This window comes from Jiangella alkaliphila, from assembly GCF_900105925.1.
In the GTDB taxonomy this organism is placed as follows: domain Bacteria; phylum Actinomycetota; class Actinomycetes; order Jiangellales; family Jiangellaceae; genus Jiangella; species Jiangella alkaliphila.
This window is the reverse complement of the sequence record NZ_LT629791.1, coordinates 5115680-5139397: the sequence shown is the minus strand read 5'-3', so window position 1 is coordinate 5139397 and position 23718 is coordinate 5115680. Positions and strand designations below refer to the sequence as shown.

The 23718-nt window shown below is 70.4% G+C and carries 23 protein-coding genes and 2 pseudogenes; 12 read left to right on the top strand and 13 right to left on the bottom strand.

Translation table 11 applies throughout. The features are described from left to right. Positions 1-24 precede the first annotated feature (24 nt). From BLV05_RS23580 to BLV05_RS23565, 4 genes and pseudogenes are all read right to left on the bottom strand, one after another. A complete protein-coding gene (locus BLV05_RS23580; protein WP_083421479.1) occupies positions 25-1254 on the bottom strand; it encodes an IS256 family transposase in 1230 nt (409 codons plus the stop codon). A 136-nt stretch (positions 1255-1390) separates the two neighbouring features. Further along, positions 1391-1579: pseudogene (locus BLV05_RS23575) on the bottom strand (transposase); the annotation flags it as partial. Between the two features lie 576 nt (positions 1580-2155). Continuing rightward, positions 2156-3988 carry an ABC transporter ATP-binding protein gene (locus BLV05_RS23570; protein WP_046770139.1) on the bottom strand — a complete coding sequence of 611 codons (1833 nt, stop codon included), beginning with the start codon at positions 3986-3988 and terminating at the stop codon, positions 2156-2158. Next, the gene (locus BLV05_RS23565) at positions 3988-5772 is read right to left on the bottom strand and encodes an ABC transporter ATP-binding protein (protein WP_046770138.1); all 1785 of its coding nucleotides are present in this window, start codon (positions 5770-5772) and stop codon (positions 3988-3990) included. Before BLV05_RS23565 ends, BLV05_RS23570 begins: the two co-directional genes overlap by 1 nt. A 94-nt stretch (positions 5773-5866) precedes the next feature. On the opposite strand from BLV05_RS23565, the gene BLV05_RS23560 reads away from it, so the two are divergent. Together BLV05_RS23560 and BLV05_RS23555 are read left to right on the top strand one after the other, a co-directional pair. Then, positions 5867-6250: a BlaI/MecI/CopY family transcriptional regulator gene (locus BLV05_RS23560; RefSeq protein WP_052762690.1), complete on the top strand. Its 384-nt coding sequence runs from the start codon at positions 5867-5869 to the stop codon at positions 6248-6250. Beyond that, the gene (locus tag BLV05_RS23555; protein WP_052762689.1) at positions 6247-7146 is read left to right on the top strand and encodes a M56 family metallopeptidase; all 900 of its coding nucleotides are present in this window, start codon (positions 6247-6249) and stop codon (positions 7144-7146) included. Before BLV05_RS23560 ends, BLV05_RS23555 begins: the two co-directional genes overlap by 4 nt. An 84-nt stretch (positions 7147-7230) precedes the next feature. Here the strand turns inward: BLV05_RS23555 and BLV05_RS23550 are convergent, their stop codons facing one another. From BLV05_RS23550 to BLV05_RS23520, 7 genes are all read right to left on the bottom strand, one after another. Beyond that, positions 7231-8736 (bottom strand): CehA/McbA family metallohydrolase domain-containing protein, encoded by a 1506-nt coding sequence (locus BLV05_RS23550; RefSeq protein ID WP_046770136.1) that lies wholly within the window; start codon positions 8734-8736, stop codon positions 7231-7233. Between the two features lie 110 nt (positions 8737-8846). After that, positions 8847-10325 (bottom strand): glutamate--cysteine ligase family protein, encoded by a 1479-nt coding sequence (locus BLV05_RS23545; protein ID WP_046770135.1) that lies wholly within the window; start codon positions 10323-10325, stop codon positions 8847-8849. A 39-nt stretch (positions 10326-10364) separates the two neighbouring features. Continuing rightward, positions 10365-10937: a hypothetical protein gene (locus BLV05_RS23540; protein WP_046770186.1), complete on the bottom strand. Its 573-nt coding sequence runs from the start codon at positions 10935-10937 to the stop codon at positions 10365-10367. Beyond that, positions 10934-11335 carry a hypothetical protein gene (locus tag BLV05_RS23535; protein ID WP_046770134.1) on the bottom strand — a complete coding sequence of 134 codons (402 nt, stop codon included), beginning with the start codon at positions 11333-11335 and terminating at the stop codon, positions 10934-10936. Before BLV05_RS23535 ends, BLV05_RS23540 begins: the two co-directional genes overlap by 4 nt. Positions 11336-11448: 113 nt before the next feature. Further along, entirely contained in the window at positions 11449-11871 is a 423-nt protein-coding gene (locus tag BLV05_RS23530; RefSeq protein WP_046770133.1) for a VOC family protein, read from the bottom strand. Between the two features lie 531 nt (positions 11872-12402). Then, positions 12403-13953: a DHA2 family efflux MFS transporter permease subunit gene (locus BLV05_RS23525; protein WP_046770132.1), complete on the bottom strand. Its 1551-nt coding sequence runs from the start codon at positions 13951-13953 to the stop codon at positions 12403-12405. After that, on the bottom strand, positions 13950-14414 hold the full coding sequence (locus BLV05_RS23520) for a MarR family winged helix-turn-helix transcriptional regulator (RefSeq protein ID WP_052762688.1): 465 nt from the start codon (positions 14412-14414) through the stop codon (positions 13950-13952). Before BLV05_RS23520 ends, BLV05_RS23525 begins: the two co-directional genes overlap by 4 nt. A gap of 229 nt (positions 14415-14643) precedes the next feature. Here BLV05_RS23520 and BLV05_RS23515 point away from each other — a divergent pair, with 229 nt between their 5' ends. The 9 genes and pseudogenes from BLV05_RS23515 to BLV05_RS23475 all read left to right on the top strand — a co-directional run bounded on the left by BLV05_RS23515 (position 14644) and on the right by BLV05_RS23475 (position 20721). Next, positions 14644-15246, top strand: a complete 603-nt coding sequence (locus BLV05_RS23515; protein WP_052762687.1) for a CDP-alcohol phosphatidyltransferase family protein — start codon at positions 14644-14646, stop codon at positions 15244-15246. Positions 15247-15302: 56 nt separating this feature from the next. Then, positions 15303-16163, top strand: a complete 861-nt coding sequence (locus tag BLV05_RS23510) for a DUF881 domain-containing protein (protein WP_157524285.1) — start codon at positions 15303-15305, stop codon at positions 16161-16163. Then, positions 16160-16492, top strand: coding sequence for a small basic family protein (locus BLV05_RS23505; RefSeq protein ID WP_046770129.1), 333 nt, complete (start codon positions 16160-16162; stop codon positions 16490-16492). The genes BLV05_RS23510 and BLV05_RS23505 overlap by 4 nt, the downstream gene beginning before the upstream one ends. Continuing rightward, entirely contained in the window at positions 16485-17540 is a 1056-nt protein-coding gene (locus BLV05_RS23500; protein WP_052762686.1) for a DUF881 domain-containing protein, read from the top strand. The genes BLV05_RS23505 and BLV05_RS23500 overlap by 8 nt, the downstream gene beginning before the upstream one ends. 34 nt (positions 17541-17574) lie before the next feature. Beyond that, the gene (gene gcvH, locus BLV05_RS23495; RefSeq protein ID WP_046770128.1) at positions 17575-17961 is read left to right on the top strand and encodes a glycine cleavage system protein GcvH; all 387 of its coding nucleotides are present in this window, start codon (positions 17575-17577) and stop codon (positions 17959-17961) included. 171 nt (positions 17962-18132) lie between these two features. After that, positions 18133-18663, top strand: a pseudogene (locus BLV05_RS37805) (FHA domain-containing protein); the annotation flags it as partial. 71 nt (positions 18664-18734) lie between these two features. Then, positions 18735-19403 carry a transcriptional regulator FtsR gene (gene ftsR / locus BLV05_RS23485; RefSeq protein WP_046770183.1) on the top strand — a complete coding sequence of 223 codons (669 nt, stop codon included), beginning with the start codon at positions 18735-18737 and terminating at the stop codon, positions 19401-19403. A 74-nt stretch (positions 19404-19477) separates the two neighbouring features. Then, positions 19478-19954 (top strand): bifunctional nuclease family protein, encoded by a 477-nt coding sequence (locus BLV05_RS23480; RefSeq protein ID WP_046770126.1) that lies wholly within the window; start codon positions 19478-19480, stop codon positions 19952-19954. A 134-nt stretch (positions 19955-20088) separates the two neighbouring features. After that, a complete protein-coding gene (locus BLV05_RS23475) occupies positions 20089-20721 on the top strand; it encodes a MerR family transcriptional regulator (protein ID WP_082155431.1) in 633 nt (210 codons plus the stop codon). 19 nt (positions 20722-20740) lie between these two features. Here BLV05_RS23475 and BLV05_RS23470 read toward each other — a convergent pair whose 3' ends face one another. Further along, the gene (locus BLV05_RS23470; RefSeq protein WP_082155430.1) at positions 20741-21409 is read right to left on the bottom strand and encodes a potassium channel family protein; all 669 of its coding nucleotides are present in this window, start codon (positions 21407-21409) and stop codon (positions 20741-20743) included. Beyond that, the gene (locus tag BLV05_RS23465; RefSeq protein WP_197683281.1) at positions 21402-22775 is read right to left on the bottom strand and encodes a TrkH family potassium uptake protein; all 1374 of its coding nucleotides are present in this window, start codon (positions 22773-22775) and stop codon (positions 21402-21404) included. The genes BLV05_RS23470 and BLV05_RS23465 overlap by 8 nt, the downstream gene beginning before the upstream one ends. A gap of 389 nt (positions 22776-23164) precedes the next feature. Between BLV05_RS23465 and BLV05_RS23460 the strand changes: the two genes are divergently transcribed. Further along, positions 23165-23680 carry a helix-turn-helix domain-containing protein gene (locus tag BLV05_RS23460; protein ID WP_046770125.1) on the top strand — a complete coding sequence of 172 codons (516 nt, stop codon included), beginning with the start codon at positions 23165-23167 and terminating at the stop codon, positions 23678-23680. Positions 23681-23718: the final 38 nt, after the last annotated feature.

Here is a 23718-nt window from a genome sequence, read left to right as displayed (position 1 = left end):
AACCTTTACCTTGATGTGACTTTTCTAGGTGAGTCGTCCTGGGAATTCCACGACCAGGAAGTTGAGTGCTTTCTTCCATCCGTGGGTTCCGGTGCCTGATGCTCCTCCTCGTTTCCGGCTGATGTTACGGATCCCGAGAAAGAGCAGCTTCATGGCGGCGTCATCGTCGGGGAAGTGGCCGCGGGTCTTGGTGATCTTCCGTAGCTGGTAGTTGATTGATTCGATCAGGTTCGTCGTGTAGACGATTCGGCGTAGCTCGGCCGGGTAATCCAGGAACGGGATGAACTCGTTCCACGCATTCTTCCACACCTCGATCGCGCCGGGATACTGCTGCCCGAAATTCTGCTCGAATTCTTTCAACGCGATCTCGGCCGCCGCGACGCCGGGAGCGGTGTAGATGTGACGCATCGCCGTGGCGACCTTTTTCCGGTCGCCGTAGGAGATGAACCGCATCGTATTGCGGATCACGTGCACCACACAGGTTTGCACGGTGACCTTGTCGAACACGCTGCGCGCGGCGTCAGGCAGCCCGGTCAGCCCGTCGCAGCACAGGATGAGGACGTCGCGCAGGCCCCGGTTGCGCAGCTGCGTGAGCACGTGCGCCCAGAACTTCGCGCCCTCCTCCGCGGCGATCCAGATCCCCAGCACGTCCTTCAACCCGTCGACGTCGACGCCCACGACCAGGTGTGCGGACTTCAGCGTGACCGAGCCGCGGTCGCGGACCCGGATCCGGATGGCGTCGACGTAGACGATCGGGTAGACCTCGTCGACCGGCCGGTTCTGCCACAGTGTGATCTCGTCCACGACCACGTCGGTGATCTTGGAGATCAGCGCCGGCGACGTGTTGATGTCGTAGATCTCCTTCAGGTGCGCCTCGATCTCCCGGGTCGATAGCCCGCGCGCATACAACGACAGAATGATGTCCTCGATCGCGCCGACACGCCGGGAGTGTTTCGGCACGATCTGCGGGGCGAATGTCGAATTCCGGTCTCGTGGCACGGTCACGTTCACCGGGCCGGCCGTCGTCGCGACCGTCTTGGCCGAACGCCCATTCCGGGAGTTCCCCGATCCGCGCCCAGCCGGATCACCGGGCTCATAACCGAGATGATCGGTCATCTCGGTCTCCAACGCCCGCTCCAGAACTCTCGACGTCAACCGATTCAACAACCCATGAACACCATCAACCGGTGTCCCGGACGACTCGGCATCCGCCAACAGATTATCAATCGCCTCATCCGACAACACCGCCGCCAACCGACGAGCTGCCTCATCCGAGGAATCGACAACCTTCTCCTGCTCCGACACAAAGAATCCTCTCGCGGCCACGACGCAAACACGCCCGGACCAATCCTGGCCCACCCGGCCTTACACGAAAGATTCAACACGCCCCGTGCGGCAAGTACTCCCAGGCGATGCCGGTCCGGTTCACGTACAAGATCGCGTTGACGATCTCTCGCAGGTCATGGACGGGCTCACTGATCCCCAGCCCGCGCCGGGCCGCACGCCACCCGGACATGACCGGCTCGATCAGCGCCCACCGGGCATCGGACAGATCGCTACGGTACGGCGCCCTGGACATCACAACGACGAGCCCTACCACACCACCCGCCCAAGAACGAGGACCCGAACACCAGCCAACCTCACAACCAGAACATCAACGGATCAGACGCCCTCTTAGCCGCGAGGGTGCGCCTCAAGTCCGCGCCTCTGCTGTTCATTGTTCGCTGTGGTTGGGGGCTTGGACTTGACCCGCACCCTCGCGGTCTAAGAACTGGCAGCTATCAGGGGTACGGGGGGAGTGTGACGACGGGCGGGTCCTGGTCTGGTGTGACGTCCTGGTCTGCCGTTACGCGAAACGGCGGATTCGGGGCTCGCGGCGTGACTGGAGACCAGGACGTGACGGCAGACCAGGACCCCGGCGTTCATCAACCTGGGTGTGGAGCGCGTCCTGGGTGTGAGTCGCGTTTCCAGGCCCATTTCGGCGGTTCAGCGCGACTCACACCCAGGACGCGCCTCACACCCAGGAAGCCAACCGGGCAAAGCCAGGCGAACGGCACGAATCCGACGGGCTGTGCCCGGTTCTTCCCCGTCCCCCTGATAACTGCCTAAGAACGGGCAGCAGGGGACGGCCAACGTCCGCTCGACGAGTGCCGAGTCAGTCGCCGGCGCCGGCCGGGATGCCGACGAAGCCGGTGCCGGGGCGGTAGTCGGGGGACTGGTGCCGGAAGTAGGTGTTGTAGACGTCGCAGTAGGCGCCGCCGGCCCGGAGCAGCGACGCGTGTGTGCCCTCCTCGACGATGCCGCCGTCGCGCATGACGATGATGCGGTCGGCGTGCTCGATGGTGGACAGCCGGTGCGCGATGACGATGGACGTGCGGCCGGCCAGCGCGACGTCGAGGCCCTCGGAGATCTGCGCCTCGGTGAGCGGGTCGACGCTGGCGGTGGCCTCGTCGAGGATGACGATGGCGGGGTCCTGCAGCAGCAGCCGGGCCAGCGCGACCAGCTGGCGCTGGCCCATCGACAGCGCCGAGCCGTGCTCGCCGACCTCGGTGGCGAGGCCGTCGGGCAGCGCGTCGAGCCAGTCGCCGCCGGCCACCGACCCGGCGGCCGCGCGCACGTCGTCGTCGGAGGCGTCGGGGCGGGGGTAGCGGATGTTGTCGGCCACGGTGCCGGAGAACAGGAACGGCGACTGCGGCACGACGCCGAGCTGGTGGCGGTAGCTGGTCAGCTCGACGGAGCGGATGTCGGTGCCGTCGACGAGGATCTGCCCACCCTGGAACTCGTAGAAGCGCACCAGCAGCCGGCCGATGGTGGACTTGCCTGCGCCGGTGTGCCCGACCAGCGCGACGGTCTCGCCGGCCGCGATGGTGAGGTCGAACCCGTGCAGGACCGTGTGCTGCGGGGTGTAGCCGAACGTGACGTCGCGCAGCTCGATGCGCCCGGCCAGCCGGCCGACCGGCTGAGGGTCGCGCTGCACCACCAGCGGCTCGGCGTCGATCAGCGCGAACACCCGCTCGGACGCGGACAGCCCCTGCTGGAACTGCGACCAGAACGACGCGATGGACGTCAGCGGCAGCCAGAACAGCGCGACGCTCTGCAGGAAGAGGTACCAGTCGCCGGCCGAGATGTCGCCCTCGATCACCCGTCCGCCGCCGACCCGCACCAGCATGACCGTGGCCAGCCCGGCCACCGCGAACAGCGCCGGGAAGATCGCGCCGAACACGAAACCCTGCTTGAGCGTGACCTGGTAGTTCTGCCCGTTGATCGGCTGGAACTCGCCGTAGATGGTCTGCTCCTGGCGGAAGTTCTTCGCCACGGAGATGCCGCCCATGGTCTCTTGCAGCGTCGCGTTGACCTTCGCGAGCGACCGTTGCTGGTGCCGCGTCGTCTCGCGGGCGATGCGCCGGAAGCCCAGCGCCATCGCGACGATGACCGGCACGACCGCCATGACCAGCAGCGCCAGCTCGACGTTGCGGGTGAACAGCAGCACGGTGACGAGCCCGACCAGCAGCACCTGGCTGATGAGGTTCAGCGTCAGCGTGACGACGGTGGCGAAGTCCTCGGTGTCGGACGTGACCCGGCTGACCACCTTGCCCGACGCGTGCTCGTCGTAGAAGGACATGTCGCGGTCGAGGACGGCGTCGAAGGCGTCCTCGCGCAGGTCGAGCACGACGTCGCCGACGACCGTCGCGGTGTACCAGCGCTGCACGAAGTTGAACACCCAGCCGAGCACGCCGGTGACCAGCACCGCCGACACCAGCGCCACGACCAGGCCGGTGCTGCGGTCGTCGACGATGCGGTCGAGGCCTTCGCTGACCAGGATCGGGAACGCCGCCTGCATGAGCGACTGCAACACGATGGCGCCCGCGATGAGCCCCATGACCCGCGTCTTGGACCGGAAGTAGCGCAGGATGCGGCGCAGCAGGTCGCGGTCTTCGTAGGTGCGGTCGTACGCCTCGGCGTCGAGGCCGTCCATGATGAAGGCCATCAGCCGCTCACCTCGTCGTAGTGGGCGAAGATGCGCCGGTAGAGCGCGCAGCGGCCGAGCAGCTCGTCGTGCGAGCCCTCGTCGACCAGCCGACCGCGCTGCAGCAGCAGGACCTTGTCGGCCCACCGGATCTGCGACAGGCGGTGGGTGATGAGCAGCGTCGTGCGGCCCTCGAGGACGCGCTGGATGGCCCGCTGGATCTCGTCCTCGGTGGCGCTGTCGATGGCGCTTGTGGAGTCGTCGAGCACCAGGATGGCGGGGTCGGTGAGCAGCGCCCGGGCGATGGCCAGCCGCTGGCGCTGGCCGCCGGAGAGCGTGACGCCGCGCTCGCCGATGACGGTGTCGTAGCCGTCGTCGAGCGCCGTGACGAACTCGTGCGCCTGGGCGTCCTTCGCCGCGCGGACGACGTCGTCGCGGGAGGCCTGCTGACCGAGGCTGAACGCGATGTTCTCGTGGACCGGCCGGCTGAACAGCACGATGTCCTGCTCGATGGTGGAGATCTGCGAGCGCAGGGAGTCGAGGTTCCAGTCGCGCACGTCGACGCCGTCGACCAGGATGCGCCCGGACCCGGTGTCGTAGATGCGGTTGACCAGCTTGGTCAGCGTGGTCTTGCCCGAGCCGGTCTCGCCGACGACGGCGACCGTCTGGCCCGGCTCGATGCGGAACGACAGGTGCTCGAGCACCGGCTGGCCGCCGTAGCCGAACGTGACGTCCTGGAACTCGATGGCGCCGCGCATGGGCGCGACGTGGCCGGCCTCGTTGTGGTCGAGCTCGGTCTCTTCGCGCATCAGCGTGAGCAGCCGGTTGGCGCTGGCGATGCCGTTCTGCACCAGTGAGAACGAGAAGATCGAGACGAACGCCGGGAACCCGAGCAGGCCGAGCAGCCCGATGTAGGTGATCAGCCCGCCGACGCTCAGCTCGCCGGCGTCGAGCAGCCACAGCCCGTGCAGCAACCCGCCGGCGGTCGCGACGGACAGCAGCAGCGTCGGCAGGTAGCGGGCCTGGATGAGGCCCTGCTGGACGTAGGCGTCGCGGTAGCGGCGGGCGTTGCGGCCGAACTTGCCCAGCTCCTGGCGCTCCTGGCCGGTCGCCTTGACCACCTCGATGCCGCGGATGGTCTCGTTCAGCCCGGCGTTCAGGGTGCCGTAGTCCTCGCGCAGCCGGGCCGACACCGGCGCCAGCTGCCGCATGAACCGGCGGATCGACCACACGAACGCGACCGCGAAGATCAGCGGCGCCACCAGCAGCCGTGGGTCGAGGAACGCGATGAACACGATCGGGACGATGCCCTGTGTCAGGGAGTCGACCAGCAGGTCGATGCCGGGGCTGAACATGGTGCCGAGCTGGCGGACGTCGTTGGCGCCGCGGGCCATGAGGTCGCCGACGCGCTGCCGGTTGTGGAACGTCTGGCTCTTGCCGAGCAGGCTGACGTACAGCTCGTTGCGCGCGTCGCGTTCGATGCGCTTGGCCAGCACCTCGGTGCACAGCCGGGCGACGAAGTCGAGCGCCGACCGGGCGAGGACGACGACCAGCAGGATCAGCGCGATGGTGCTCAACTCGGCGCCGCGGTCGGCGGTCTCGTCGAGGACCGTGTCGAAGGCGTCGCCGACCAGCCCCGGGATCATGGAGTTGAGCACCACCATGGTGACCGAGCCGAACAGGAAGCCGGCCAGGTGCCACGGGTTGCGCAGCTGGTGCGACACGATCCAGCGCACCGGGCCGCGCCGGTCGTACTCCGGCTGCCCGGCGACGGTGAACTCGGTGCGCGTCGCGGTGGTGGTCATCGTCCGCAGTTCTAACACGCGGCACCGACAGACCTCATCCGGTTAAACCCCGGGGCCTATGCTTCGGTCCAACCCGGACTGGGGAGGAGTGCCGATGGCGAGGAGCCGGCTGGGGTCGCTGGAGGCGGCCGTCATGGACGTCATGTGGAGGTCGCAGACGCCGCTGACGGTGCGCCAGGTCGCCGAGACGCTGCAGCCGTCGCGGCCGGTGGCCTACACCACGGTGCTCACCGTCATGGACAACCTGTTCCGCAAGGCCGTGCTGGCCCGCGAGCTGACCGGACGGGCGCACGTCTACCGGCCGCGCACGTCGCGCGAGGACTTCGCCGCCGACCTGGTCGAGACGGCGCTGTCGGACAGCCCCGACCCGGCGGCGGTGCTGATCAGGTTCGCCGACCGGCTCGACGACGCCGACGTCCGGCGGCTGGTGGAGGCGCTGGAACGGCACCGGGAGCGCGGCGGGGACGCGACGCCGTGACGGCGTTGGCGGCGGCCGCGCTCGGGCTGGCCGGGCTGTGGCTGCTGCCGCGACCGCTGGCGGCGGCCCGGTGGACGTACCGGTTCCCGCGCGCCGGCATCGCCGCCTGGCTGCTGCTGTTCCCGGCGACGGCCGGCACGCTGCTGGCGGCCGGGCTGACGATGGCGCTGCACCTGCTGCTCGGCCCTCGCGACGAGCACGTCGACGAGCACGTCGGCGGGCCGGCGCTGGACGGCGTCATCGCGGTCGCCGAGACGGCGGTCGTGCTGGGCGGCGCCGTCGCGGTGGCGATGACGGTGCACCGCGCCGCCGTGGCGCGGCGGTCGCACCTGCGCGACCTCGCCCTGGTCGCCCGGCCGACGGCGCACCTCGACGTCCTCGTCGTCGACGCCGCTCAGCCGGCCGCGTACGCCGTCCCCGGCCGGCCGGGCGCCGTCGTGCTGACGACGGCCGCCCGCGACGTGCTGAGCCGGCCCGAGCTGGCCGCCGTTCTCGAGCACGAACGGGCGCACCTGCGGGCCCGGCACGACCGGCTGCTCACCGTCGCCGGGACGTTCGCCGCCGCGGCGCCGTGGATCCCGGCCGCGCGGGTCGGCCATCGAGCGCTCCGAGTGCTCGCCGAGATGCACGCCGACGACGCCGCCGCCCGCCGCACGTCCCCCTTCACGACGGCGTCGGCGCTGGTCAAGCTGGCGGGGACGGCGCGGCCGGCGGGCTCGCTGGGCGTCGCCGGCACGGACGTCGCGGCGCGGGTGGAGCGCCTGCTCGGCCGTGCCGCCGAGCCACGCACGCCCGGCCGGTGGCCGATGCTCCTCGGACTCGCCGGCCTGACGGTGCTCGCGGCCGTACCTGGAGGCGTGGTGGCATTGGCCGTCGCCGCGGCCACCCAAAGTTGATCTTGGAGTAAGCGGGCAATTGCGGTGGCATTTGTCCGATAGATGGCCGCTTTACTCCAAGATCAACTTGGGCGGGGTTGGGGGTCAGCGGATGCGGACGAACACCGGGTTCGAGTAGAACCAGAGGTCCTCCCACGGGCTCTCCAGGCCGTCCGCCGCGGGCTCGAGCTCGTCGGTGCTGGTGCCGCGGACCCGGGCGTAGAAGCTCGCCTCCGCGTCGCGGACGGTGTGCCGGACGACGTACTCCTCGCCCTGCCGCTGCCAGTCGCCCGGGCCGAACCGGGCGACGACCTGGGTGGTGGGGTTGGTGGCGGCGTCGAGGTCGCTGACCGGGCCGGTGACCTCGCCGACGATGAGGTCCACGCGGGTGACCTCGGGCCGGTCACCGTTGGCGTTGGTCCCGCCGAGCGGCCGGAACCGGATCTCGATCTCGACGTCGTTGCGGGCGCGGCGGTCCAGGGTGAGCGTCTCGCCGACGGCGACGGTCTTGCGCCGGCTGGTCGCCGACACGTCCAGCGACCTGACCAGGTCGCCGGTCGTGACGAAGATCCGGCCGGTGCGCAGGCCGTCCATGATGTCGGCGTAGTCCTGCTTGGCGTGCACGTAGGTCTTGCTGTACTCGCCGGGCCAGAAGTCCGAGCCGCCGCGGGTCCAGTGGACGTGCGAGTCCGACGTCGCGGTGATCCACCACTTGCGGCCCTCGCCGAGCAGCGAGTCCCACAGGCCGCCGACCTGCGCGGTCATCTGGTCGTAGCCGCCGTGCGTCGGGTAGTTGCCGTAGCCGCCGCGGGCGCCGCCGTTGAGCGGGCCGGCCTGGTGCCCGGGCGCGCCCTCGAAGCCGACGTAGATGTCGGGCGCGGCGTTGTTGCCGTTGCGGAACTCGTGCGGGGTGTCCTGGCCCCAGACGCCGAGGCCGGACGCCGAGCGGGCCGCGTGGTGGGCGATGACCAGCGGCTTCGGGCTCATGCCCTTGGCCACCTTGAGGAACTCGACCATCTTCGGCTCGGTGTCGCGGCCCGGGTCGGACGGGAACGCGTCGTGCTTGGCGAACCGGCTCTCCAGCTCGAACAGCATCCGCGCCTCGTCGTCGTGGCGGGGGATCATCAGCGTGTGGTGGTCCATGGCCGGCGCGTCGAACTCCATGCCCCAGAACTGCAGCACGTCCGGGACGAGCCGGCGCGACAGCAGCAGGTCGGGGTAGGCCTGCTCGAGGTTGACCTTCGAGTGCGTCGGTCCTCCGTGGTCGGTGCACATCGCCCAGGTCAGGCCGAAGTTCTTGGCCATGATCGCGTTGGTGACGATCGGGTAGACGGCGTCGGCGCCCTTGTGGAAGACGGGCGGGTTGACGGACGTGTCGAACTCGCCGCTGTACTCGGAGTGGATGTGGTGGTCGCCGGCTCGCCAGGCGCGGCCGCGTGAACCGCCCGACCCGCCCGACGACGGCGCCGCGCCCCGGTCGTCCTCGTCGGCCCAGGAGGCGTTGCCGCCGGCGACGGTGGACGCCGCCGCGAGCGTCGCGCCGACGCCCGCGTACTTCATCAGCTGGCGCCGCGACAGGCCCGGCTCCGGACCCTCGACCCGCTCGCCCATGGATGCCTCTTCTCTACTAACGACGGCAGTACTAACCCGCATAGTTTTGACGTGGGTCCTGAATGGGCGATGAACGGCCCGGGAACGACGGCACGCGGCGGGACGAAGGCTCAGTCGACGGCCCAGGTGTGCACCGGCTCGTTGGTGTGCATGTGGTCGACGTAGGAGCGCAGCATGCCGCGCAGTGCGTCGTAGCGCTCCACGGACGTGCCGTCGAACCGGCGCCGGAACGCGGCGACCTGCCAGTCGGAGCCGTTGCGGTGCTCGGCGCAGCGCCGCTCGACGATGCCCAGCAGCCGCTCCTGCTCCGCGGTGTCGACGCCCCAGTCGCGCAGGCCGTCGTAGGCCATCGGCAGCAGCCGGCGCAGCACCAGCTCGGCGACCGGGACGTGCCCCAGCCCCGGCCAGTACACCTGGGCGTCGAGGCCCTCGCGGGCGCAGGCGTGGAAGTTCTCCTCAGCGGCGCTGAACGACATCTGCGTCCACACCGGCCGGTCCTCCTCGGACAGCTTCCGCACCAGCCCGTAGTAGAACGCGCCATTCGCCAAGGTGTCGGCGACGGTCGGCCCGGCCGGCAGCACGCGGTTCTCGACCCGCAGGTGCGCGCGCCCGCGGACGACGTCGTAGACCGGCCGGTTCCAGCGGTAGATGGTGCCGTTGTGCAGCCGCAGCTCGGCCAGCTCAGGGGTGTCGCCGCGGTCCAGCACCGCGATCGGGTCCTCGTCGGCGACGATCGGCAGCAGCGCGGGGAAGTACCGCACGTTCTCCTCGAACAGGTCGAAGATCGAGGTGATCCACCGTTCGCCGAACCACACCCGTGGCCGCACGCCCTGCGCCTTGAGCTCCTCGCTGCGGGTGTCGGTGGCCTGCTCGAACAGCGCGATGCGGGTCTCGGCCCACAGCTGTTTGCCGAGCAGGAACGGCGAGTTCGCGCCGACGGCGATCTGCACGCCCGCGACGGCCTGGGCGGCGTTCCAGACGGCGGGGAACTGCTCCGGGCTGACCTGCAGGTGGAACTGGGTGCTCGTGCAGGCCGCCTCGGGGACGATGGTGTCGCACGAGACGCGCAGCCGCTCGGCGCCGTCGACGGCCAGGTGCAGGTCCTCGCCGCGGGCGGACAGGATCTGGTCGTTGAGCAGCTCGTAGCGCGGGTTCACCGACAGCGCGTGCCCGGTCATGTGCTCCAGCCGCAGCGTGGGCAGGATCCCGATCATCGCCAGGTGCGCGCCGACGGCGCCGGCCTTCTGCTCGGCGGCGTTCAGGCTGGCGCGGACGTCCTCCTCGAACGCCGTCACGCCGGCGCCGTCCAGCTCGCGCGGTGCGAGGTTGATCTCCAGGTTCCACTGGCCGAGCTCGGTCTGGAAGGCCGGGTCGGCGATGGCCTCCAGCGCCTCGGCGTTGCGCATGGCCGGGTCCTGGTGCTCGTCGACGAGGTTCAGCTCGATCTCCAGCCCGGTCATCGGCCGGTCGAACTCGAACTGCGCCTCACGGAGCATGCGCTCGAAGGCGTCGAGGCCCCGGCGGACCTTGGCGCGGTACTTCGTCCGGTCCGCCCGGCTGAACTCCTGCCTGCCGACGTCCTCGCCCATGTGACCTCCAGCGGCTCGTCAGCACAGTATTACCCCGACTCAGAGCTTGAGCAGCAGTTCGATACCGATGACGACGTCGATGATCGCGCACCACTCGGCGAACGACCGCGCGACCACTTTGTCCAGCTTCAGGTGGACGACGTCCCAGACGCCGTGGAAGAACCAGCCGGCCGCGACCAGGTAGCGGCCGACGTCCGGGTCGATGATCAGCCCGGCCAGCCCGAGCCCGCCGAACACCAGCATCCCCACCGCCTGGGCCTGCAGCACCCCGTCGCGCCACAGCCGCCCGCCGACGGCGGTCCACACCAGCGTGACCAGCGCGATCGCCCAGAACACGACGGCGGGGGAGATCAGGTCGAGGCCTCGGAGCAGGAACACCAGCGCGAACCCGACGACGACCAGCGGCCAGGTCGCCCGGCGCCGCTCCAGCGTCGCGACGACCACGTAGAGCAGGGGGAGCATCGGCAGGATCTCGGCGAACGAGTGCATGCCGTCGACCGTCTCGGCGCCGCCGAACGTCAGGACGGTCATGACGACGGCGAGCGCGGCGGGCCAGCGCGCGGCGACGTGCCGGTACCAGGGGACGGACGGGGCCGCCGTCGCTGCCGTCATCGCGTCCACCGCCCGTACTCGGCCGGCCGGCGCAGCATCGCCAGCCACATGAGCGGCAGCATGACGACGTGCTCGGCCAGCAGCAGGGCGTCGGCGCCGAACAGGCCGAGCCAGTGCAGCGGCGCCAGGACGGCGACCGGCGCGACCATGACGCCGGCCATCTCCAGCGTCGCCGGCCAGCCGTGGCCGCGGATCCGCATCCAGACGACCATCGCGACGGACATGTCGACGGCCATCAGGACGGCGCCGGTTCCGGCTCCGGCGGACGGCTCCAGCCCGGCGGCCGAGCGCAGCAGCGGGCCGAGCATCATGCCGGCGGCCATGGCCACCAGCATCTCGAGGTAATGACGGACGAACGCGCGTCGTCCGTGGCGGTGGGTGGTGTGCGTCAGTGTCATACCCGCAGCCTCGGCCGGTTCCGCGCACGGCCGTAGATGCACGGTGTCACCGGTGCACCGTGCGGTCTGCACGGTCCAGCCGTGCACCGCCGCCTATCGCGACGAGCTGGCCGCTACTGCGGCGGCTTCGCCCCCAGGATGTTGACCATCCAGCTGACCCCGTACGGGTCGACGCACATGCCGAAGGTGTCGCCCCACGGCGCCTTCTCCAACGGCACGGTGACGGTGCCGTCGCCGGACAGCGCCTCCCAGTAGCCGCGCAGCGTGGGCTCGTCGTCGCCGCTGAGCGAGATCGAGACACTGCCGCCGGGCGTGTACTCCATGTCGCTCGGCGTGTCGGCGGCCATCAGCACCAGGTCGTTCTCGGTCTCCAGCTGGCCGTGCATGATCTTGCCCGACTCGGCCGGGTCGTGGCTGGCGCCGAGGTCGGCGAACGTGCTGAGCTGCAGCTCGCCGCCGAAGACCGACTGGTAGAACTCCAGCGCCTGCCGCGCGTTGTCACGGAACCCGATGTACGGGTTGAGCAGCGTGCTCATGGTCCGACCTCCTCGTCGGGAGACTCCGGATCCGCGGACCGGACCCGGCACCGTCCGACATTAGACCCGCCTCCGGTACGCGGGCAGGGCTGTGCGGGTGAACAATCGATATCTCCGCCTTCCCCATGATCACCAATGACCTGACCCCCGACAGAGCCTGTTGCGCTTTCGGCTGTCGCCGCGCTGGGCCGGGAGATCTTCGAATGCGCGTCTCGCACTGACGGCCCGGTGCCGCCCTTGGCAAGGCTGGTCGTCGTGACTGCGCCCGATATGCCCGGCCTGGTGCGACGACCAGGCTGGCCAAGGTGCTTGGGCGGGCACCTCGCTCGGCTGGTGTGTACCTCACTCGTCTGGCGACCGCATGACGAGTGGATCAGGCCCGCAAGTGGTCCTCAGGAGGGTGAGGTGCACCTGCGGCGGGTGAGGTGCTTCGATCCGCGCCCCGACGATGGAGCCAGCGGCCAGCTGGCGTAGCTCGGCAAAGGCCCCGCCCGGCAGAACGCCGGACGGGGCCTTCGTGCGAAGCCGGCCTCAGTGCAGGACGACCGGCGGCGCCTGGCTGGCGTCGCCCTCGCCCTCCTCGCGGGGGTCGAGACGCAGCTCCTGCTTCGACCGCGGCAGGAAGAACGCCGGGACGAGGCAGAGCAGGACCAGCACGACCGCCACCACGTAGGTGTTGCCGAACGCCTCGGCCAGCGCCTGCTGTCCGGCCGCGAAGAGGTCCGGCGGCAGCTGGTCCTCGGACTGGGTCTGGACCGCGCCGTAGAACGTGGCGGCGGACTGGTTGTTGATGATGTTGTTCGTCAGGATGACCGACATGACGGCGGTACCGATCGAGCCGCCGGTCTGCTGGACGATGTTCATCAGCGTCGACCCACGGGCCACCTCGCCGTGCGTGAGGCTGGCCAGCGCGGCGGTCATGATCGGCATCATCGTCATGCCCATGCCGAGGCCCATGACGAACAGCGCGCCCATCAGCAGCCCGTACGGCGTGTCGGCGTCGAGCTGGGTGAACGTCCCCATGCCGATGGCGATGAGCACGATGCCGCCGAGCACCAGCTTGCCGGGGCCGGCCTTGTCGGTGAACCGGCCCGCGATCGGCATCGTCACCATGGCGCCGAGACCCTGGGGCGCGATCAGCAGACCGGCCATCAGCGTGCTCTCGCCGCGGACCTGCACGAAGTAGCCGGGGAACAGCAGACCGGCGCCCATGAAGGCCACGATGAACAGCGACATCGTCACGACGGCGATGGTGAGGTGCCGGTTGAGGAACAGCCGCAGGTCGATCAGCGGGTGGTCCTTGCGCAGCGCGTGGAAGACGAACGCGACCACGAGGGCCAGGCCGATGATGGCCGGGATGAGCACCTCGGCGTTGTTGACCGTGCCGTGCTCCGGGATCGACGACACGCCGTACAGGAACGCCGCGAGGCCGGGGGAGAGCAGCGCCATACCGAGGAAGTCGAACGTCTCGGACGGCTGCTCGGTGTCGCGCGGCAGCACCCGCCACGCCGCGAAGATGCCGACGATGCCGATGGGCAGGTTGATCAGGAAGATCCAGTGCCAGGAGGCGACGTCGATCAGCCAGCCGCCGAGGATCGGGCCGCCGATCGGGCCCAGCAGCATCGGCACGCCCAGCACGGCCATGACGCGGCCGACGCGGTCCGGGCCGGCGGCGCGGGTCATGATCGTCATGCCCAGCGGCATCAGCATGCCGCCGCCGAGGCCCTGCAGCACGCGGGCGCCGATGAGCGGGCCGATGTCCCAGGCCATGGCACACAGCACCGAGCCGAGGGTGAACAGGACGAGCGACGTCAGGTAGAGCCGCTTGGTGCCGAACCGGTCCGCCGCCCAGCCGCTGATCGGGATGACCGCGGCCAGAGCCAGGGTGTACGCCGTCATCGTCCAAGCGACGGTGGCGTAGGTGGCGTTGAACTCGGACTGGAAGGTCGGCAGCGCGATGCTGACGACCGTGATGTCGAGGATCGACATGATGGCGCCGAGCACCACCACGCCGGCGACCTTCAGGACGCCGCGATCGAGCTTGTCAGACCCGGTGTCGGGGGGTCCGGCCGGTGCACTCATGAGAGTTGTTCCTCCAGGCGAGATGGTGCGGATGGTTCGACGATCGGAGCGAGCGCGGCGGTGAGCCGGTCCCGGTCCGCCGGGTCGAGGGACTGGGCGAACGCCACGAGTGCGTTGCGGTGGTGGGCGTCGATCTCGGTCATGATCGACCTCCCCGTGTCGGACAGCGAGACCAGCCGGACCCTGCGGTCCTGCGGGTCCTCACGCCGTTCGACCAGCCCGTGCGCGAGCAGGCGGTCGACGTTGCGACCGGCCGTGGCCAGCGTGAGGTCGAGACCGTCGGCCAGCTCGTTGATCGGCAGCGCCTCGGCATGCCGGCCGAGCAGGATGAGGCAGCGGAACTGGGAGATGGACAGATCCATCTCGACCATGGACCGCAGATCGGAGTCGGCCTTGGTGCACGACAGCTGATGGAAGAGCGCCTCCAGCGCGCGGATGAGCTCGAGCTCGGAGGCGGACACCCGAGAATACTAACGCACCCGCAACCATTGCGGGTGTGAGAGCGATCACGCCCGTACGTCCCCCGGTCCCCGTCCACGCCCGCAAGCATGACTGCCGCTGACGCCGTCGCGCATCGGATTTTCCCCGCCACTGTCCTGGCCACACCAACCAAGACGTACGACCCCGCCGGATTGTGACGCGTACGCTGGGGGCGGCATCGAGCCACAGGCGAACGGGGGACGACGGGCTGTGAAGGCGCAGGAGACGGCGGTGCAGACCGACCGGGTGTTCACGGTTCCGAACATCCTGTCGTTCCTGCGCCTGCTCGGCGTGCCGGTGTTCCTCTGGCTGGTGCTGGTCGAGGAGGCCGACACTCTCGCGATCATCCTGCTCGCGGTCTCCGGGTTCACCGACTACCTCGACGGCTACCTCGCGCGGCGGTGGAACCAGATCAGCCGGGTCGGCCAGTTGCTCGACCCGCTCGCGGACAGGCTCTACATCCTCACCACGATCGTGGCGCTGACGCTGCGCGAGGTCATCCCGCTCTGGTTCGCGGTGCTGCTGGTCGCGCGCGACGTGTACATGGCGGGCATCGTCGCGCTGCTGCGCGCCCGCCGCGGCATCACCGGCCTGCCCGTCCACTTCCTCGGCAAGTCCGCGACGGCCTGCCTGCTCTACGCGTTCCCGCTGCTGCTCTGGGGTGACGGCGACGGCACCGTCCCGATGCTGGCCCGGGTGTTCGGCTGGGCGTTCGTCATCTGGGGCGTGGCGCTGTACTGGTGGGCGGCGGTCCTCTATACCGAGCAGACCCGCAAGGTGCTCGCGACACCCGTCGCCGGCCGGAATTCCTGAGGGCCTGACGCGGATGTCGGCGCGGAACGTCGTGACGTGCGTGCGAGCATAGGACCGTGGTGACAGGGCAGGCTCCGCGCGTCCGTCCGCTGCGGCGGCCGGACGAGTCGATGTCGCTGCTCAACGACCTGTTCGCCAAGCCGCTCGACGCCGGGTACGAGGAGGCGGCGGCACGACGTCAGGCCGCGGGCGAGCGGCCGACCTCCGAGCGCACCTGGCGGTCGCCGGCCCTGGCGATCGGGCTGGTCGCGCTCGGCCTGTTGCTGACCATGTCGGTGTTGCAGGTACGCGACACCGCTAGTGTTGTCTCTTCGGAGCGGCAGGGGCTCATCGAGCAGATCGACAACGAGGACGCACGGGTCAGCCGGCTGCAGGGCGAGGTCACCGCCCTGGAGGCCGAGATCGGCGAGCTCGAGAGCAACCTCCTGCAGAACTCCGCGGCCGGGCAGCAGATGCGTGAGGAAGTCGAGGGCTTGCAGGTGACAACGGGGGCGATCGCCGTGACGGGGCCAGGGGTGGTCGTCACGGTCGACGATGCCGAGGACCAGAGCGCCGAGGACGGCACCGACCGCGTCCTCGACCTCGACCTGCGCCAGGTCGTGAACGGGCTCTGGTCGGCCGGCGCCGAGGCCATCGCCATCAACGGCCAGCGCATCACCCCGCTCACCGGCATCCGCTCCGCCCAGGACCTCATCCAGATCAACTACCGGCCCACGGACGCGCCCTACGAGATCTCCGCCATCGGCGACCCTCGCACGCTGGCCCGCGACTTCGGCGACGGCAGCGGCGGCGAGTGGTTGCGCCGCACCGCCGCGAGCAGCGGCATCTCGTCCAACGTCCGCACCGAGGAGTCCCTGGACCTTCCGGCCGGCAACACTCCGCTTTCCTTTGCCACCCCGGGGGAGGGCGCGTCGTGATCCCCCTCGCCGGGCTCCTGGTCGGCATCCTGGCCGGCCTGTACTTCGACGTGTCGGTGCCGCTGGAGCTGCAGCCGTACCTGCCCATCGCCATCGTGGCCGCGCTCGACGCGGTGTTCGGTGGCATCCGGGCGGTCATCGAGGGCATCTTCAACGACAAGGTGTTCGTGGTCTCGTTCATCGCCAACGTGCTGATCGCCGCGTTCATCGTGTTCCTCGGCGACCAGCTCGGCGTCGGCTCGCAGCTGTCGACGGCGGTGATCGTCGTGCTGGGCATCCGCATCTTCACCAACGTCGCGACGATCAGGCGGCACATCTTCCATGCCTGACCCCACCGCCGATCCCGCCGACGCCGTGCCCGACGGCGCCGCCGCCCCGGCCGAGCCCGTCCGGCGCAGCGAGCCCACGGAGTACGAGGAGCACGAGGCGCGTGAGGGGCGCGCCGAGCCCGATGAACCAACCGAGCCCGCTGCGCCTGCCGAGCCCTCGGAGCGGGACGCGCGCGACGCGCCGGACGAGCCGCCGGAGCGGGAGGAGCCGAACGAGCCGGCCGCCGGCGACGAGCCCGCGGCGCCGCGGCAGCCGTTCGTCCCCGGTGGCAGCCGCTTCACCCCGGCCGCGCCGTCGGGCACGCAGCGGCTCTGGAACGCCGTCCGGCAGAAGCCCGACGGCGGCCAGGTGCTGGTGGCCGTGCTGGTCGCGCTGCTCGGGTTCAGCGCCGTGCTGCAGGTGCGCTCGGACGACGACGACGCGCTCGCCAGCGCCCGCCGCGACGACCTCGTGCAGATCCTCGACGGGCTGCGCCGCCAGGCCGACCGCCTCGACGACCACGTGACCGAGCTGGAGTCCGATCGCCGCGACCTCGTCAGCGGCGCCGACACCGAGGCGGCCGCGCTCGAGCAGGCCGAGGAGCGGGCCCGCAGCACCGGCGTGCTGGCCGGCACCATCCCGGCCAGCGGTCCCGGCATCATCATGACGATCAGCGACCCCGACCACGCCGTCAGCGCCTTCACCATGCTCCGCGCCGTCAACGAGCTGCGGGTGGCCGGCGCCGAGGCGATCCAGATCCGCGGCGGCGGGAACGACGAGGCGGTCCGCGTCGTCGCGAGCACGTCGTTCGAGAACCCGAGCAGCGACGTCCTCACCGTCGGCGGCAAGGAGCTGGAGCCGCCGTACGACATCACCGCCATCGGCGACCCGGGCGAGCTGTCCGGCGCCATGACGTTCGCCGGCGGCATCGTCGCCAGCATCGAGGACGACGGCGACGGCGCGGACGCCACCGTCGACGAGTACGACGACCTCATCGTGGACGTGTTGCACGAGCCGGAGGCGCCTCAGTACGCTCGCCCGGCGCCGGACGACGGCGACGACGAATGACCCCGCACAGGTGCCCCCGAGGAGGCAGATCTCGTTGTATCCCGACGACCTGAGGTACACCGCGGAGCACGAGTGGGTCCGCAGCCCCGGCGAGACCGAGGGCAGCGTCCGCGTCGGCATCACGCACTTCGCCCAGGAGCAGCTCGGCGACATCGTGTACGTCCAGCTCCCGGCCGTCGGTGACGAGCTCACCGCGGGCGGCGTCTGCGGCGAGCTCGAGTCCACCAAGAGCGTGAGCGAGCTGTTCGCGCCGCTCACCGGCACCGTCACGGCGCGCAACGACGAGCTCGACGCCGCGCCCGAGCAGGTGAACGCCGACCCGTACGGCGCCGGCTGGATGATCGAGATCGTCCCCGCCGACCCGGGGGCCGTCGATCAGCTCCTGACGGCCGACGACTACCGTTCTCAGGTGGAGGGCTGACCGGGGCGGTCGGAAGGGGGGAAGCCGCCGGTTGACCCTGGCGGCGGCCGGTTCTAGGTTGCCAACATCCGTAAACCCTCAGGCGCTGGTCGAGAGTGAGTGAGACACTCGTAGCGCCGACGAGTCGAAGCCGGGGGGAGACCCTCGGCGGGAGGCCAGCTGATGCCGTTCTGCACCCAGTGCGGGCACCAAAACCCGTCCGACGCGAAGTTCTGCTCGAATTGCGGAGCCCCGCTGGTCCGGCCCATGCAGCCGGCCGAGACGGGGGGTGACGCCACGAGCACCATGGCCATGGTGCGCGAGGAGACCGCGCAGGGGGTCGAGCGGGACGACTCCAGTGACCTCGCGGCGGCCGACCAGGCCGCCGTCGACGCACTGCCCGAGGGCAGCGCTCTGCTCGTCGTACTGCGCGGCCCCAACGCCGGCAGCCGGTTCCTGCTCGACACCGACGTCGTGAGCGCCGGCCGGCACCCCGACTCCGACATCTTCCTCGACGATGTCACCGTCTCGCGGCGGCACGCGGAGTTCCGGCGCATGCCCGGCGGCTTCGTCGTGTCCGACGTCGGCAGCCTCAACGGCACCTACGTCAACCGCGACCGCATCGACGAGGTGGCGCTGAGCAACGGCGACGAGGTCCAGATCGGCAAGTACCGCCTGGTCTACTACTCCAGCCAGCACGGGTTCGGAGGCGGGCCCAGGTGAGTCCCGCCGAGGGGAACTCGGCGCGTGCCTCCGGGCCGGCGCGGCGCGACGCCGCGCCGGCCGGCCAGACGATGAGCATCGGCGAGGTGCTCGCCCAGCTGCGGCCCGACTTCGCCGACGTCAGCATCTCCAAGATCCGGTTCCTCGAGACCGAGGGCCTGGTCGAGCCGCAGCGCTCGCCGTCGGGCTACCGCCGCTTCACCCACGACGACGTCGCACGGCTGCGCTACGTTCTCACCGTCCAGCGCGACCACTACCTGCCGCTGCGGGTGATCAAAGAGCAACTGGCACAGCTCGACCGAGGAATGGAGCTGGTCACCGAGGGTGGCAGTTCGGTCACGCCATACACCGCGGCCGCGGCGGCGAACGACGAGGTGCTGCTGCCGCGCGCGTCGCTGCTAGAGGCCGCGGCCATCTCCGACGAGCTGCTGACCGAGCTGGAGTCCTACGGGCTGGTGACGGCGCGCCGCGGGGGCGCGTACGACGCCGACGCCTTGCTGGTCGCCCGCACGGCCGGCGAGCTGGCCCAGTACGGGCTGCAGCCGCGGCACCTGCGTTCGGTCCGGACCGCCGCCGAGCGGCAGGTCGGGCTGGTCGAGCAGGTGGTGGCGCCGATCTTCCGGCAGCGCAGTGCCGACTCCCGCGGCCGGGCCGAAGAGGCCGCCGTCGACGTCGCCCGGCTGACCGTCCGGCTGCACGCCGCGCTGGTCGACGCCGGGGCGCGCCGGCTGTCGCGCTGAGGGCGGGCCGGACGTCGTCCCGCGGGCTGGTTCTGCCGCAGAGCCCGGCCCGATGCGGGGGTAGTGTTGAAGGCGTGCGCGAGCTAGACGTCGTGGGTGTCCGTGTGGAGATGCCCTCCAACCAGCCCATCGTCCTACTGCGTGAGGTGGGCGGAGACCGGTTCCTGCCCATCTGGATCGGCGCGGTGGAGGCCACCGCCATCGCGTTCGCCCAGCAGGGCGTCGTCCCGCCCCGGCCCATGACCCACGATCTGTTCAAAGACGTGCTCGACGCCGCCGGCATCACGCTCGAGCAGGTCCGCATCACCGAGGTGCGCGACAACACCTACTACGCCGAGCTGGTGCTGTCCGGCGGCCTCGAGGTCAGCTCGCGGCCGTCCGACTCCATCGCGCTCGCGCTGCGCACGGGATCTCCCATCTACGCGTCCGAGCCGCTGCTCGACGAGGCCGGGGTGCTCATGGCCGACCCTGACTCCGAAGAGCAGGAGGACGAGGTCGCCCGGTTCCGCCAGTTCCTCGACGAGGTCACCCCGGAAGACTTCAGCGGCTGAGCCTCCTGTTACTCGTGTGACTGGTGTGATTCCTGTCTAGAGCTGAAGTCGAGCTTGAGACTTGCCGCGTGTTGCATTGACCGGGGTGGGGCCCGGGCCTAACGTCACTCGTGTAATACGACGTCGCAATCGGCATGGACCATGAAGGGGTCGGCGTGAGCGCAGACAGCACATCCGGTACTGGCGCGGCAGGTGACGCCGGTCGTACCGCTGCGGCCGGTCGCGCCGCCACGCGGCAGGGCCTGCTGTTCGAGGGCATGGTCGGCCCGGTCCCCGACGACGTCGGCTACCGCGGGCCCACCGCGTGCAGCGCCGCCGGCATCACCTACCGCCAGCTCGACTACTGGGCCCGCACCGGCCTGGTCGAGCCGAGCATCCGCAGCGCCGCCGGGTCCGGCAGCCAGCGGCTCTACTCCTTCCGCGACATCCTCGTGCTCAAGATCGTCAAGCGGCTGCTCGACACCGGCGTCTCGCTGCAGCAGATCCGCCAGGCGGTCCAGCACCTGCGCGACCGCGGCGTCGAGGACCTCGCCGGCATCACGCTGATGAGCGACGGCGCCAGCGTCTACGAGTGCACCTCCGCCGACGAGGTCGTCGACCTCGTCCAGGGCGGCCAGGGCGTCTTCGGCATCGCCGTGGGCCGGGTGTGGCGCGAGATCGAGGCCACCCTCGTCCAGCTGCCGGCCGAGAAGCCCGGCGAGCCGCCGGCCGAACACCCCGGCGACCAGCTCGCCGCCCGCCGCCGCGCCCGCGCAGCGGGGGAGTAGGAGACCGGCCGCCCCGGCGTCAGGTCAGCTCGCTGAACCGCTCGGCGTCGGGGATCAGCCCGGAGACGATGAGCGTGTCGCCGTCCTGTACGACGGTGTCCGCCGTCGCGTAGGTGAACCCCTCGCCCGGCCGCTTCACCGCGACGACGGTGACGCCGTACTTCTGCCGGATCCCGGTGTCGCCGAGGCGCAACCCTACGGTCTCCCGTGGTGGCGTCGTCTTGACCATCGCAAAGCCGTCGTCGAACTCGATGAAGTCGAGCATGCGGCCGCGGACGAGGTGGGCGACCTTGGCGCCCATGTCGTGCTCGGGCTGGACCACGTGGTGCACGCCCAGCTGGCGCAGGATCCGAGCGTGCGGCTCCGTGATCGCCTTGGCCCAGACATTTGGGATCCCCATGCTGAGCAGCACCGACGCGGTGAGGATGCTGGCCTCGAGGTGGCTGCCGATGCCCAGGACCACGCGGTCGTACTCCTGCACGGACAGCTGACGCAGCGCGTCCTCGCTGGTGGAGTCGGCGATGGCGACGTGGGTGAGCTGGCTGCTGACGGCCTGCGCGGCCGCGGGGTCGCTGTCGATGCCCAGCACCTCGGTGTCGCCGGTGCGCATCAACTCCAGCGCCAGCGACGTGCCGAACCGGCCGAGGCCGATGACGGCGACGTCCAGGGTGCGCGTTCTCCTAGCCAATGATCGGCCTCTCTTCCGGTCGTTCGTAGAGCCGCGTCCGTTGCCGCAGCACCAGCGCGCTGGCCAGCGTGACCGTACCGACGCGCCCGATGAACATGATGAACACCAGCAGTAGCTGCCCGCCGGCCGGCAGCTGCGGGGTGATGCCGGCCGACAGCCCGGCGGTGGAGAAGGCGGAGGTTACCTCGAGCAGCACCTCGTCCAGGCCGAACCGCGTCGTGGCGACCAGCGCGACCGTCGGCACCATGACGACGGCGATCGCGAGCAGCGCCACGGTGAGCGCCTGCCGCTGGGCCTGCTCGCTGATGCGGCGGCCCAGCACGTGCACCGTCGGGTCGCCGCGGATCTCGGAGAAGATCGCGTAGAACAGCAGCGCGAACGTCGTCACCTTGATGCCGCCGGCCGTGCCCGCGCTGCCGCCGCCTATGAACATCAGCACGTCGGTGCCCAGCCACGTGGCGTCCGTCATCTGCGTGACATCGACGGTGTTGAAGCCGGCCGTGCGCGTCACCGACGAGTGGAAGAACGCCGCGAACACCCGGTCGGTGCCGTCGAGCGGCCCGAACGTGGCGGCGTTGCGCCACTCTGTCGCCGCCGTGTACGCGGTGCCGGCGACCAGCAGCAGGCCGCTGATCACGACGGTGAGCTGGGTATGCAGCGTCCACCGCCGGGGCGAGCGCCAGCGGTGCCGAAGCTCCAGCAGTGCCGGGAAGCCGAGACCCGCGCAGATGACCGAGACCGCGATCGGCAGGAAGATCACCGGGTCGCCCACGAACCCCATGAGGTTGGTGCTGTAGAGGGAGAAGCCGACGTTGTTGAACGAGGCGATCGCGTGGAAGAAGCCGTGGTAGGCGGCCTGTCCGAGCGGTTCGTCGTGCTGCGTGGTCAGCCGGGCCGTCAGGATCGTGCCGACCGTCAGCTCGAACGTCGCCGTCACCGCTGCAACCCCGAGGACGACCCGGCGGACGTCGGTGCGGTCCAGGCCCTTGCTCTCGGTGGCGGCGGTGAGCCGGGTCCGCAGCCCGATCCGGCGCGCCACGAGCACCACCAGCAGCGACCCGAGCGTCATGATGCCGAACCCGCCGACCTGGATCAGCCCGAGGATCACCACTTCGCCGAACGTGCTCCAGTACGTCGGCGTGTCGACGACGATCAACCCGGTGACGCACGTGGCCGACGTCGACGTGAACAGCGCGACCAGCGGGGGAGCGGATCCGGGCCCTTCGCGCGCGATGGGCAGCATGAGCAGCAACGTCCCGGCGATGACGACGGCGGCGAACGCGACCACGACCACCTGAGCCGGCTGCGGCCGTCGCGGTCGCCGGATCGCGCCGCCGCGCCCGTCCGGCCGCCGAGCCCACCCCACGGCGGCCACGCTACACGGCCCGGCCCCACTGGTCCGCGCGTCCGCTTCGCCCGGCCCGCGCGGCGGCGCGGCCGGGCGGGCGGCGGCCTCCCAGAGGCAAGTGCGGCCCGCTGGAGACCTGCTGTCTTTGGGGACGGCAGGTCTCCATCGCGCGCGATCGTGGGCTGCGGTCGTTGGGGACGGCAGGTCTCCATCGCGCGCGATGGAGGGCTGCTGTCTTTGGCGACGGCAGGTCTCCAGCGGCCTGAGACATCGGCCGGCGGCCCCTCGCGCACCCCCAAGCCCGCTATCCGGGGCGGCCGTCCACAGGATGGGCGGATCCGTGGGGCTGTCCACAGATGGGCGTGAGGGCCTGTCGCGGGCCATACGAAGCGTGGTCGCATGGACGCATGATCGAGAAGACAGTGCGCAGCGTGGAGCATCCAGGCCCGGCCCAGGTCCCCGCCTGGGGTCATGAGGGCGCGCACCCCAGCGTCCGTGCCGCCCTGTTCGTGGCGGGCACTGTGCTCCGGACTGCCCGGGCACATGCCGGGCTGAGCCAGCGAGAGCTGGCGGAACGGGCCGGTGTCGCGCTGTCCTCGATCGTCAAGACCGAGGCGGCCAGGTCCGTACCCAGCTGGAGCACGATGATGACCTGCCTCGAGGCGTGCGGAGTGCGGCTGGCGTTCGTCACACCTGATGGCGAAGTCGTGCTGACGGCGCCGTTGGTCCTGGCGCCCGATGCGGCCGGACGGCACTATCCTTCGCACCTGCCCGTCTGGGCGGTAGAGCGCGACGAGCAGTGGTGGGACAGTCACCCGCTCCGCCGGGCACCGGTCGTGCCGCGAGAGCGGATACCGCGATACAGCTATCGGCTCCGATCGCCCGGCGACGAGGGCAAGGCCAGGTGGGAACGCGACCCATGAACGCCGGCGGCCGGCGGCCAGGGCGGACCAGTCCGCGC

Excerpts from the sequence above, each read along its gene's own strand:
- BLV05_RS23570 (WP_046770139.1), bottom strand. The coding sequence starts at position 3,988 with ATGGCCTTCATCATGGACGGCCTCGACGCCGAGGCGTACGACCGCACC.
- BLV05_RS23565 (WP_046770138.1), bottom strand. The coding sequence starts at position 5,772 with ATGACCACCACCGCGACGCGCACCGAGTTCACCGTCGCCGGGCAGCCG.
- BLV05_RS23560 (WP_052762690.1), top strand. The coding sequence starts at position 5,867 with ATGGCGAGGAGCCGGCTGGGGTCGCTGGAGGCGGCCGTCATGGACGTC.
- BLV05_RS23550 (WP_046770136.1), bottom strand. The coding sequence starts at position 8,736 with ATGGGCGAGCGGGTCGAGGGTCCGGAGCCGGGCCTGTCGCGGCGCCAG.
- BLV05_RS23545 (WP_046770135.1), bottom strand. The coding sequence starts at position 10,325 with ATGGGCGAGGACGTCGGCAGGCAGGAGTTCAGCCGGGCGGACCGGACG.
- BLV05_RS23540 (WP_046770186.1), bottom strand. The coding sequence starts at position 10,937 with ATGACGGCAGCGACGGCGGCCCCGTCCGTCCCCTGGTACCGGCACGTC.
- BLV05_RS23535 (WP_046770134.1), bottom strand. The coding sequence starts at position 11,335 with ATGACACTGACGCACACCACCCACCGCCACGGACGACGCGCGTTCGTC.
- BLV05_RS23530 (WP_046770133.1), bottom strand. The coding sequence starts at position 11,871 with ATGAGCACGCTGCTCAACCCGTACATCGGGTTCCGTGACAACGCGCGG.
- BLV05_RS23525 (WP_046770132.1), bottom strand. The coding sequence starts at position 13,953 with ATGAGTGCACCGGCCGGACCCCCCGACACCGGGTCTGACAAGCTCGAT.
- BLV05_RS23500 (WP_052762686.1), top strand. The coding sequence starts at position 16,485 with ATGCCTGACCCCACCGCCGATCCCGCCGACGCCGTGCCCGACGGCGCC.
- ftsR (WP_046770183.1), top strand. The coding sequence starts at position 18,735 with ATGAGCATCGGCGAGGTGCTCGCCCAGCTGCGGCCCGACTTCGCCGAC.
- BLV05_RS23475 (WP_082155431.1), top strand. The coding sequence starts at position 20,089 with ATGGACCATGAAGGGGTCGGCGTGAGCGCAGACAGCACATCCGGTACT.
- BLV05_RS23460 (WP_046770125.1), top strand. The coding sequence starts at position 23,165 with ATGATCGAGAAGACAGTGCGCAGCGTGGAGCATCCAGGCCCGGCCCAG.